The 11,636-nt window shown below is 57.3% G+C and carries 7 protein-coding genes; 1 reads left to right on the forward strand and 6 read right to left on the reverse strand.

All coding sequences use genetic code 11. The features are described from left to right. Positions 1-25 precede the first annotated feature (25 nt). Positions 26-3,202 (forward strand): autotransporter domain-containing protein, encoded by a 3,177-nt coding sequence (locus tag TU84_RS22090; RefSeq protein ID WP_053225294.1) that lies wholly within the window; start codon positions 26-28, stop codon positions 3,200-3,202. Here TU84_RS22090 and TU84_RS22095 read toward each other — a convergent pair. From TU84_RS22095 to TU84_RS22120, 6 genes are all read right to left on the reverse strand, one after another. Then, a complete protein-coding gene (locus tag TU84_RS22095; RefSeq protein ID WP_409348751.1) occupies positions 3,199-3,915 on the reverse strand; it encodes a hypothetical protein in 717 nt (238 codons plus the stop codon). The genes TU84_RS22090 and TU84_RS22095 overlap by 4 nt on opposite strands. Positions 3,916-4,301: 386 nt before the next feature. After that, a complete protein-coding gene (locus tag TU84_RS22100) occupies positions 4,302-7,946 on the reverse strand; it encodes a toxin VasX (protein ID WP_048372943.1) in 3,645 nt (1,214 codons plus the stop codon). Continuing rightward, the gene (locus tag TU84_RS22105) at positions 7,946-8,842 is read right to left on the reverse strand and encodes a DUF4123 domain-containing protein (RefSeq protein ID WP_048372944.1); all 897 of its coding nucleotides are present in this window, start codon (positions 8,840-8,842) and stop codon (positions 7,946-7,948) included. Before TU84_RS22105 ends, TU84_RS22100 begins: the two co-directional genes overlap by 1 nt. A 72-nt stretch (positions 8,843-8,914) precedes the next feature. Next, positions 8,915-9,427, reverse strand: coding sequence for an Hcp family type VI secretion system effector (locus TU84_RS22110; RefSeq protein ID WP_048372946.1), 513 nt, complete (start codon positions 9,425-9,427; stop codon positions 8,915-8,917). Between the two features lie 474 nt (positions 9,428-9,901). Beyond that, positions 9,902-10,480 carry a TerD family protein gene (locus TU84_RS22115; protein WP_048372948.1) on the reverse strand — a complete coding sequence of 193 codons (579 nt, stop codon included), beginning with the start codon at positions 10,478-10,480 and terminating at the stop codon, positions 9,902-9,904. Between the two features lie 112 nt (positions 10,481-10,592). Next, positions 10,593-11,627 (reverse strand): TerC/Alx family metal homeostasis membrane protein, encoded by a 1,035-nt coding sequence (locus tag TU84_RS22120; protein ID WP_048373027.1) that lies wholly within the window; start codon positions 11,625-11,627, stop codon positions 10,593-10,595. Positions 11,628-11,636: the final 9 nt, after the last annotated feature.

The raw sequence follows: 11,636 nt of genomic DNA on the forward strand, positions 1-11,636 counted from the left end.
GTCAGCAATCACGCAAAGGATCCCCATGTCGAACGTACCGCAATCTCGGCGGCGAGCACTGCCGAGCGCCTGCTCATTGCCCGCGAACACCCTCACCCTGGGCCTGTTGGCGGGCTTATGGACGCTGCCAGCACACGGTCTTGCCTATCACGAACAAGGCCGCCTGCACGACGCCGCCAGTTGGCACAGCCAGGAATTCACTCAGGATTGGGGCCTGCAAGCCATCGGTGCAGACGCCGCCTATGCGCGCGGGCTAAGTGGCCGCGGGGTGAATCTGGGTATTTTCGACTCCGGTGTCGACCTTCGCCACGGTGAGTTCGCAGGCAAAGACCATCGTGCTACCCGTTTGGCAGACCCCGGTTGCACCCGTGAGAAGCTGCCCACCGAGCTAGCTGATGGCTGCTTTTTCAGCAACGGGGATCGTGCCCAGGTCGTTTATAACGACCTGCCGCCAGACGTATTGGAGGCGCTGCACTACCTGGTTTCCATTGGCGATCTTTCAAGCGATGACTTGAACGATTACCTCGACATGGCCGGCATCGAATATGAAGCGCACGGCACCCATGTGGCGGGCACAATGCTGGCTAATCGCGATGGCGTGGGCACACACGGCGTGGCCTATGGTGCCGCGCTGAACACGGTGCGGATTTTCAGCAACACCTATAACTTTCTTCCTCCCGTGTACAAAAAAACCCAGAGCATTGAACCGGGCCATTTCGACACATCCACGCCCACCTATAAGCAAATGCACGCGCAGAACGTACGCGCGATTAACCATAGCTGGAACCTCTCTGACCGCTTCGCCGACCTTGATCAACTGACGGCAGCGCTGGCAAAACACCGTGCAGGCGTCGGACGCTCCGTGGCTCAGGGCTCGCTGGATTTCGGCCTGCTCCAGGTCTGGGCGGCCGGTAATACAAGCTCGCCAAACCTCTCACCTGAACAAGCCCCCATGGCGGGTGTTCTCGCGACGCTACCGCTGGCCATTGCGGGCCTTGAGCCGTACTGGCTGAGCGTGGTTAATGTGGACAAAAACCTGACCCTTTCACCCGGCTCATTTCGCTGTGGCTACAGCATGGACTGGTGCGTAGCAGCCCCCGGGACCGCTATTGCTTCGTCGGTAGTCAGCGGCGAAATTGACGCCAACAAGTGGTACGACGAAGACGGCGAGGTCAATGGCTTTGAAGTGACAGGCGACCGGCCTGTTTTTGGTTATGAAACCTGGTCGGGTACCTCCATGGCCGCCCCGCATGTGACGGGCGCGCTGGGGTTGTTGATGGAGCGCTTCCCGTACCTGGACAACCCGCAAATCCGTGATGTGTTGCTGACAACCGCTCAAGACCTCGGCGCGCCCGGTGTCGATGAGGTCTATGGCTGGGGGCTGATCGACCTGAAAAAGGCCATTGACGGGCCGGGGCAACTGCGGGTCGACACCCACGTACAGATGGACCGTCGCGCAGGCGGCGCCGTGGTCTGGCAGGGTGGTGCCTGGGACGATTGGCGCAATGATATCGGCGGCCCGGGGCGGCTGAACAAAGACGGTGTCGGCTGGCTGCGCCTGAGCGGCAATAACCGTTTTGCCGGTGCGACCCTCAACCAGGGCATTCTGGAATTCGACGGCACCAACCACCTCACCCGCGACATTACGGTTGAAGGCGGATTGCTGCGGCTCAATGGCGCCTTGCATGGTTCTGCGCTCAACGTTAACGGCGGCATCGCGCAGATCAACGGCCGGGTGACCGACGCCACGACCTGGGTCGGTGCGGCCGGTTTGCTCAGTGGTGACGGCGAACTGTCCCACACCCACGTGCAGGGCACGCTCATGCCGGGCAGCGAACACCGGGCCTTGACGGTAAACGGCGATTACCAGCAACAGGCCGGCTCAACCTTGATCGCCCGTCCCGGCCTAAGCCCTGGTCTGCCTGCGCTACAGGTCACGGGCACGGCCCATTTGCAAGGCGGTACATTGCGTTTGGCGCCTGCGCCGAATGTGTTCGCCCTGGGTCAGCGCTACCGTGTGTTGCAGGCTGACGCGGGGATTAATGGCCGATACGACGCGCTGGATCATCAGGCGTTTTCACCGTTTCTCGGGTTCACCCAAATCCACGAAGCCGAGCAGTTATCGGTTGATGTCAGCCGTGGCCTGCCGTTGGTGTCGGCAGCCAATAGCGCCAACCAGCGCGCCATGGCCAAGGCTGCCGATGCACTGCCCATGTCTGCACCTTTGGCACAGCGCCTGACCTCACTGTTCCCGGAGCCGGCGCAACGGGCGCTGGACCAGCTCAGCGGCGAACTGTATGCCAGCACCCAGTCAGTGTTGCTGGAAAACAGCCACGTTATACGGGATGCCGCCCTGACTCGCGCGTCGGGCCTGTCGCCTTCTGGCCTGTGGGTACAGGCGTTAAATCAAAACGGCCGACTCGACGGCGATGGCAACGCCGCGAAAGTCAGCCACAGCAACACCGGGGTCATGATCGGCGCCGACCATGGGTTCGAACAGGGCACGCGCGCGGGGCTGCTGTTCGCCAACAGCCAAGGCCGTGTCAACACCGGGAGCGCGGGCAAAGCCTCGCTCGACACTGTCCAGTTCGGCCTGCATGCGGGACACACCTGGAACGCGTTTGGGCTTCACGGCGGCCTGGCCTATGCGCGCAATACGATACAGAGCAAGCGCCGGGTCAGTTTTGCAGACATCGATGAAGGCCTCTCAGCCAATTACCTCAGCCACACCCGACAGCTTTTTATCGAAGGCAATTACCGCTTGAACTACGACGCCTGGGCGCTGCAACCCTATGTGCAACTGGCCCATGTACGAGTGAGCAACGAAGGGTTTAGAGAGCGTGGCGGCCAGAGCGCCTTGCAGGGCAGTAAAACCAGCAGCGCGGTTAATTTGAGCACCACGGGCGTGCGTTTCACGGTTGACCTGAGCCAGCGTCAGATCGGCCCATCGTGGTTGAGCTTCAACGCAGGCCTGGCCTACACCCACGCCAGCGGCGACCTGCAACCCACCACCCAGGTTGCCTGGCAGGGCGCCAGCAGCCAGCGCATTGCCGGCGCCCCACTCAGCAGCACCGTGCAACTGGACCTCGGTGCGGTAGCACGCCTTTCGCGGGGCAGCACGTTAAGCCTGAACCTGAATGATCAACGTGGTAAACGCTCACACGAACAAGGCGTCACGGCGCAGTACCAGTACACGTTTTAAGGCCTGTTCACCTCGGCGAAAATCTCCGTTATCGCTCGCCGGGGTGATCGTTTGACCAGCGCTTTGACCTTGGCGCTCAAACGAAGCAACTCGGCGCTGGGCTTGGCCCATTGCTCGGGCGGCAGCGGCTCGGACCATTCACGCATCGCCTCGGGCAGCGCTTTACGGCCGACCTTGGCGATGCGTTTTATCTCCCACTCAACCAAATGGTTGGGCAAGGTCCATAACGTCATGACGTGGTAGACGTACCAAAAAAAGCCGTAGATCCAACCCACTTCTTTCTCCCGTATACGCCGATGCAAACTGGCGCGAGCATTGCGAAACGTGTGCAGGCCTTCATGGGGCGGGTCGCCGGGAGCCTGAAGTTCCAGCGGGTCCTGGATGGCGTGCAGGTCGTTGAGTTCGTACTCCATGTAGCCGCGCACGGCCTCCCAATTGGCAATCGCCAGTTGCAGAGCGCCGCACTGGAATTCGACACTGACCAACTCGCCTTCATGCACAAAGCCCATGCCCATCCCGTAGTGGCGGGTCACGCCGTATTGCGTCGCGCTTTGGCCTTGAACCACCCAGGCAGACAAGGATTCCCAAGGGACGAACAAGGGTTGTGTGGCGCCTTCGGGCATAAAACAGACTTCACGGCGTTGACGGTTGAAGCGGGTGGGGATGACTTTGGTGAAGAGTTTGTGGGCTTGGAGCCAGACGTAAAAACACATAGCTGATCCAGCGAACCACATAAATAAAGCGTAGCCCCAGACAGCATAAAAAGAATCTACTGCAAACTCCCAACTCTCGGCTGAGCTTCCACCCAGCGCCAAAACCATGACCCAGCAAAATAAAGGGAACCCGAATCCCATTAAGCATGATGAACTGAATGGCCCACCCAGCCATATTTGATATGAATAAACATTCGGTTCTCCGCCTCCGAAATCTAAATAGATATCGTTGTAATCACCGATATAGGGGCAATAAGGCTCCGCTGCGGTAGGTAGGGGTAATGGAGCTAAATAGGTCTGCTGACCACCAGAAAACTGCTCTAGGTCACCTGCTACCTTTTGGGTCCCATTGATGGATGATTTTGGTAATACAACTTTGGCTTTGCTCATGAAAATAAATCCAAGGCATCGACATCAATCACCACTAAAGGTATTCCCGAACTTGACTCGAAGTGCTGCTTCGCAGAGAGAAATCGTCCGCTTTCATGAGGATTAAAACGAATACGGTACGTACGCGAAGCTAAATTTCCCTTCTCACGCAGCGACTGGAGTTCAAGTTCTATCAATAACTCTTCGGATAATTTACCCAGTACTCGCTGCGGATTACGTGGATAAGTGAGCTTTAGCAACAAAGGTGCAGGACCACTCTGCTCCTTTTCCAGCCTGCTCTCCTCACGATACAAGCCCGCCTCTACCTGTTCGGTTACAACCTCACGCTGCTCAATGGGTTTGCCTCGATCACCTTGCAGAAACGTAGTTATTCGCAGCGCACCAACTCTAAGGCCATGATTGGCCTGACCTTCTAGCGTGGGTTGATAGTCAGAGACAGTCATCCCAGGAAGAATCACGAATATCTCACCCGGCTTTGCGCTGGGCAGCATACTCTGCCAGAACGGTTCGTCATCTGATCGCTTGATCTCTACAAAGGGCGCCTGCTGCTGCATCGTCAAGTAATGCTGAAACTCTTGAAGGCTTAAATTTTCACGTTTATCTGCCTCAAGCCCCCATGGGGTGCTTTGCAGCCAACGATCGTGGCCGCTGGTGTTGTAGCGGTTGTAAAACCAAGTACCTGCCAATTCCAATAACGTAAAGAATGCACCGGCCCAGTTAAAGCGAAAAAAGACACTGCTTAGACGAGTTCCAGCAACCTTCCACGCCGTCTCACGGGCCGCCCCTTTAGCAGTATTCAATACATCTAATCCTGCCCGTACTGTATTAACAACCCCATAAGCATTGCTGGCCGCCAGACCACCTGCAGCAACCATCGTTATCAAAGCTCCAGTTTGAGCGCCTCGATTCCCGCTACGGACTGCTTGTAACCAATTACTGTGGTAGTTCTTAAGGCTGATAACAGCAGCAATAAAACCAGCTAAATAACTAAAAACCCCCAATCCAACATGCAACTTGCCCATCGTGACTTGCAGCCGACTGAGCGAAGTTAGAGCCAAACCATCTCCTAGCTTTTTAACCTGAGCGCTTAGCGCCGTGTCAAATACGCCTTGAGCCGCCGCAAACCCGGCAGCACCAGTGGCAGCGAACGCACTTATTAGAGGTAGCCATTGCCTCTTATCACTCGAAACAGCCAGTGTCTCTCTGAACACCTGCACCAAATTCACCGCCTGCGCCACAAACAGCAACAACGCCGCGCCATCCCCCAGCACGTTCATCACCGGCGCGCGATGGACACCTTTACGAAAGTTATCCATCAGCCCGGCCACTTGCCGTTTGCCTTCATTCGGAAAGATAACCGTCAGCCCTGCTTTGCCCTGCGTCGAACCGAAAATCCGTGCATGTTCATCCGGCAACTCCGGGATGGGGCTAAGGCTGGCTGCCAGCCGTCTTTGCTCCAGATCCAGCCGTTGGCTGTCGTACTGGATTTTCTCCAGCAGTTCCCGAGAGGTCTGAGATTTGTGCCCGTGTTGACGATTGGATCTGGCCCGTTTCTGTTTAAGCAGGGCTATTTCCTGGCGCAGTTTGAAGGTTTCACCCAGCGTTTCGCGTAATGCGGCCTGTTCTTGTGGGGTCGCAAAGTGAAACGTCACGCCCTCGGTTTTGGCCGCCTGCACTATTCGCGATTTGAGGGCGACGGGAAGTTTGCGCAGCAGTTCTTCAACGTCGGGCATGGCGTTGTTTTTGAAGAACTCGTCAAAGTTAACCAGCACGTTTTCCAACCCGCGATTAAGCGCCGGGGTCAGGGTGTTGAGGGCGGCATTGGCCACTGAGCGGGTGCTGTCGGGGAGATCGTCCAGTGCCGGTAAACGGCTCTGTTCAATGCTGCGCAGGCGGGCCAGGAGTTCAGGGCTGTTGTTGAACAGGACCATGCCCGCGGCCAGCAAAAATGCGTAGTGCACCCACAACGAGGTTTGGTCGCTGTAGGGCAAGGTGTAATACAGCGGGCGGCTGAATTGGGGGTTGCGCTCGCTGTACGCCAGCAGTTGTTCACAAGCGTCGTCGCTGCGGCAAATGTCTTTGAGGCAGGCATATTCAGTGGCAAACGCGTGCCCGGCGTGGCCGATGTCCATCGGGTCGAAGTACCAGCCCGCTGTATGAAATGCGCCCGAGCACATCAGTTTGACCCGGTCGGCGGTGATGGAGTCGAGCAGGTGGTTCCAGCGCGTCAGCCTGGTTCGATGGGCGAGTAATTCGCGGTCCATTGCTTCGCGGTCGATCAGTTCATTGACGCCGCGCTGGCCAAATTTTGCACCGTACAGCAGGTCATCAACTTGATTGAATCGGTGCTTACCCAGAGACACCAGGATTTCGAAATGTGTGTCGACAAAAGCCTCGGGGGCGACCTGAAAATGTTCGCGGGTGTAGAAACGACGGTCGACGTCTACTGCCGTGCTTCGAGCATTTGAGCCCATGGCAGCGCCTTTTAAGCGGTCCTCATTGGCCAGCATCTGCGCCCGTTGACGCAACACCTCCAACTCCGCCGGCACCGGGCTACCCGCGGGCGGGGTCATCAAGCCACCTCTTTCGAGGTACTCAATGATCGCGGCATCGGTCACCCCGTGCTGCGGCTCAGCCATGCACAGCAAATCATCCAGCAGCGCTTTGTGCGCCGGGTCCGTGCTCTCACCGATCAGCGTTTTGATATCCAGCGCATTGAGCTGGCTGAGGGATTCGATGTAGCACCCCAGCACGTAATCACGTTCATTGTGACCCTGTTTCGCCCCGCCATTGCTCCAGTCGTCGATCCAGCCAACCACGTGGTCCTGATAATTGGCCAGGTCGCGCATGACCCCCAAGGTGTCTTCCAGCACCAGATACAGCGTGTCGTGCCGGTACTGCGGATGAATGCAGCCGGTGAGGCGGTTCATGGAGCTTTGGGCGAAACGCGCGGGCGTTTCCCACAGATAAGGCAAACGCTCGTGCTCGGGCAGCTCCGCGTCCAGCCGTTGTTGGGTGCTGCTGGTGTGCTCGGCCAGCGTGGTGGCAGGGTTCTGTTGCTCTGCCTCGATCCGCTCGGTGGCGACTTCGGCCAGCCAATGCTCGGTCATGTCCGGGGTCAGCAGATGGGGCCCGCCGGTGTCGCACGTGGCCTTGCTCAAGTCGACCGCTTGCATGAAGTGGTTACGCTCGGACGTTGAGCTCAGTACTTGCTGGCACTTTTTTGCTGTCCACGGGACTTCGGAATACGTGACGTACAGCGTGCTGGTTTTGGCGTAAATCAGCCTCGGTTCGTGGATCGGTGCTTCACGGTCGTCGTCGAACACCGCCTGACCTTGCCACAGCATGGCGCTGACCAAACCGTCTTCAATACGGTACTCGGACAAGGTGCCGCTGCTGCCCTCAATCACGTACAACCAGCCATCGCGCAACAGCCGGATGCCCAGCGGCCGGGCGTCGAGGCTGTAGGGCATGGCAACCTCGCTCGCGGGGTCGAGTGCCGGGTTGTCGACGATGGCGTAGCGCAGCGGGATCAACTGCACGGTGGTTTTCATCAGCGGGCAGGTGCCCATACTGTTTCGCGCATCATCGCGGGAGAGGTTGACGTTATTGGGGTTTTTGGGCCAGAAGACGGTCGACATCAAGCGGGCTCTCTCAGGTGCAGTGCTCGGCAGCGGGCGATTTCAGCCACTTTCTCGATGCGTTGCGCAGACGTAAGCGCCGAGACGGTGGTCAGTTGAAGGTGTAAATCGGGATGGTCCCGCAGGGCGTGTTCGCCGAGGTAGCCGTGCACATTGGCGTAAAGGGTGATGTCGAGTTCACTGTTAAAGCCGCGCTCATAGGCCATGCTCGCTAACGCGTGAACATGCGCCCAGCGCTCGCTTGGCGAGAGGTGGACCTGGTACGCAGGAAAGTAATGACGTAGATGCCGGTCGAGCCGCAGCACCACATTGCGAAAACTGACGACATCCAGCGCACTCGCCTCTTGCTCCGAGAGTAAGTAAGGCGTGCCTTGTTGCGGGATGGGCGCAGGGCCGGGACGCTGATGGAGGTGCCAGACACCCTGCGCTGCGTCGGCGATCAGGATCTGCTGGCAAGGGCCAAACAGCGTGGGATCCCCCGCTTCGACCGCCAGCGTAAATAATGCATGCATGACCGAAGGGTCTGCCAGACGCAGAAACACACGCTGTTCGAGGGGCATGCGGACCACGGTCAGCCAGCGCAGGTGGGCAATCATGGACGGCCATTCACCGTCACAAAACAGCAGGTAGCCCCACTCTTCTTCGGCTTTGGCTAAAAATTGTTGGAGCACGGGCTGAGCCGGTGTGTCGACCGTCAATACACGCGGCGACAGTTGCTCAAGGCCGGGCATTGCCGAGGCGGTGTACAGCGGCTCAAATACCCAGGGGTTGTTCCACTGCGCCAGTTGTTGGGAGCGTTTGATCAGGCTGACCGCGTCCAGTAATAAACCGCAGCGTCCTTGCCATTCAAGGTCGGCAGGTAGACCTGCCGACAACGAAAGATCACGCGTATCCATTGAATGCCTCCTGCGAACGACATCAGCCCGCCGAGGCGGGCTGATGAAGTTTATGGGTACTTGGGTTTAACCTCAGACCGGGGTGCGCCAGTCATCAGAGCCAGAAGTACCGCTGATTTCGTGAGTCCAGGTGATTTTGCGGTAAGTGAACTGCACGTCTTCCAGGTGGGTGAAATGGCTGTTAGCCGGGTCCTGGCAGTTGTGCATGTAGTCTTTGATGTCGACGATGATCGCGTCTTCAATTTTGGTGGTGTAGTAGTGCTCTTGCGTCCCGGAAGCCGATGTCCGAAACCATTGAATAACGATTTCAGTCATGCGCTCGCCGGAGGTCAATGCTTGCAGCAGCAACGGCGAAGACTTGTCAAAAACCTTGGTGATGCACAGTGGCTTGTGAACACGCTGACCGGTGGCCTGACCCGATTGCGGATCACGCGGGATGATCACCTCGTGGCTGAAACCTTGAACCATGACCTGGTCTTCGTGCCCTTCCTGATAGGTGTTACCCACTGAATCGGCCGTGAACGCGCCGGATGTGATCAGGCCCTGTTTTGCACCGGTGATGGACATATACGCTGGCGTAGCCATGAAGCTCTCCTTGCACAAAAAATGTGATAACCCGGCAAACAAAAACGTTGCGCGGCCATAGGAGAGTTCAATAGTTGTGCCAGTTAACGTTCAGCCCTTATAGATCAACGCCTGTAGACGAACGTGTGTTTATCGACAGGGGATTTAGGCGAAATATCAGGGAAAAGTGCGCAAGGTGTTGCGCACTGCTGCGCAAAAAGTTGCGCAGTTCGCTGGAGCCCTTTGTTGATCAGGCCTACAGCAAAGTATTCGGTGTAAAAACAGCGTTTAAGTGCGCAATTTTTTGCGCAGTTGTTAAGTGCAGTTTTGTGACCGGCTACAGCGATGAAAGGAGCATGTTCTCACGCTCAACAATCAAGAGATCGCGAGGCAAGCTCGCTCCTACAGAGGGCGAAATTTTGGATGGCTGCGGGATTTAACACAAAAAAAAAGACCCTGCCCGGCATCGGGGAGGGTCTTTTTTAACGCAAGGGATTAGCCCAGGTTTACGCCGTGAGACGCGGCCAACGGGCCCAGGCCGCCAGCAAAACCCTGGCCGATGGCTTTGAACTTCCACTCGCCATTATTGATGTACAGCTCGCCAAAGATCATGGCGGTTTCGCTTGAGGCGTCTTCGCTCAGGTCATAGCGCGCCAGCTCTTTGTCATCCGCCTTGTTCACTACGCGAATGTACGCATTGGCGACTTGACCAAAACTCTGCTTGCGCCCGGCCGCTTCGTGGATGGTGACGGCAAACACCAGTTTTTTGGTGTCTGGGGCAAAGCCGGACAGCTTGACGTGCACTTGCTCATCATCGCCATCGCCTGCGCCCGAGCGGTTGTCGCCCTGGTGCACAACGTTGCCGTCCGGTGAGGTTTTGTTGTTGTAGAACACAAAACTGCCGTCGTTCAGCACTTTGCCGCTCTCGCCAACAATAAACACCGAGGCGTCCAGATCGAACTCCTGGCCGTCGGTTACCCGTGGATCCCAGCCCAACCCCACCACGACCTCGGTGAGACCCGGTGCTTCTTTGCTCAGGGATACATTGCCGCCTTTACTCAGACTTACTGCCATGTGCGTGAATCCTTATATAAAGAACTGAATGGGAACGGCTTGAAAGACCAAGCCATCCCCCCTCGACTGCATCGTGTGCTGCGCCTCCTGGCCGTTGAACAAGGCAAAGCTGTCAGCCGTTTTTAACGTCCGATTTTTCTTCTTTGCCGGGGAAAACAACGCTGGCCGCAATGCCGATGGCCAAGACCACCAACACCACCAGCAAGCTGGTGTTTGGCTCAATGCTGATGCCATGGCCAAACAGGTGGTTGGTTGCATTCAACGCCAGCTTGGCGGCGATAAAGAACAACAACGCGATAACCGATTTTTCCAGGTGCACCAGATAACGCTTGAGGGCTTCAAGTACGAAGTACATGGTCCGCAAGCCCAAAATCGCAAACATCATGGCGGAGTAAACGATCAGGGGTTCACGGCTGACGGCGATGACGGCTGGCACGGAGTCGAAGGCGAACAGGATGTCCGAGACTTCAACCACCACCACACACAAAAACAGCGGCGTGGCGAACAAGGCGCCTTTGCTGGCCAGGGTCATGCCCTTGTTTTCGGGCTTGGTGATCTCCTGCTCCAGCACCGTGCGCGACACAAAAAACTGGTGACCGTGCAGCTTTGGCCACACCGGGAACAGTTTTTTCGCAAACCGGTAGGCGACGTGTTTGGAATAGTCTTCGTCTTCGTCGTCTTCATTGCCGCGCAGCATCATGACCGCAGTCCAGGCCACAATCACCGCAAACAGCACTTCCACCCATGGGCCAAAAGCCAGAAGCCCTGTACCGATCGCCACGAAAATCAAGCGGAACACGATGGCGCCGATGATGCCCCAGTACAGAACACGGTGACGCAGCACATCGGGGATCTTGAACCAGGCAAAGATCGCCATGAACACAAACAGGTTGTCGACGCTGAGGACTTTTTCCAGGGCGTAACCGGTGACAAACAGGCTGGCCACGCTCGGACCATGGGCGTAATACAGGTAGCCCGCAAAGGCGAGAGAGATCAGCACCCAAAAAATCGACCAGCAGGCCGCGTTGGTCAGCGTGACGGGTTTATCGCTTTTGTGGGTAAACAGATCGATTGCCAGGGCAATGACCGCAAGTGCTACAAATACAGCGATGGTCGTTGGCGGAAAGCCAATTGCCGTGTTTTCCATGGTGTCCTC

It is taken from the genome of Pseudomonas helleri, assembly GCF_001043025.1.
Classification (GTDB): domain Bacteria; phylum Pseudomonadota; class Gammaproteobacteria; order Pseudomonadales; family Pseudomonadaceae; genus Aquipseudomonas; species Aquipseudomonas helleri.

Excerpts from the sequence above, each read along its gene's own strand:
- TU84_RS22090 (WP_053225294.1), top strand. The coding sequence starts at position 26 with ATGTCGAACGTACCGCAATCTCGGCGGCGAGCACTGCCGAGCGCCTGC.
- TU84_RS22095 (WP_409348751.1), bottom strand. The coding sequence starts at position 3,915 with ATGTGTTTTTACGTCTGGCTCCAAGCCCACAAACTCTTCACCAAAGTC.
- TU84_RS22100 (WP_048372943.1), bottom strand. The coding sequence starts at position 7,946 with ATGTCGACCGTCTTCTGGCCCAAAAACCCCAATAACGTCAACCTCTCC.
- TU84_RS22105 (WP_048372944.1), bottom strand. The coding sequence starts at position 8,842 with ATGGATACGCGTGATCTTTCGTTGTCGGCAGGTCTACCTGCCGACCTT.
- TU84_RS22110 (WP_048372946.1), bottom strand. The coding sequence starts at position 9,427 with ATGGCTACGCCAGCGTATATGTCCATCACCGGTGCAAAACAGGGCCTG.
- TU84_RS22115 (WP_048372948.1), bottom strand. The coding sequence starts at position 10,480 with ATGGCAGTAAGTCTGAGTAAAGGCGGCAATGTATCCCTGAGCAAAGAA.
- TU84_RS22120 (WP_048373027.1), bottom strand. The coding sequence starts at position 11,627 with ATGGAAAACACGGCAATTGGCTTTCCGCCAACGACCATCGCTGTATTT.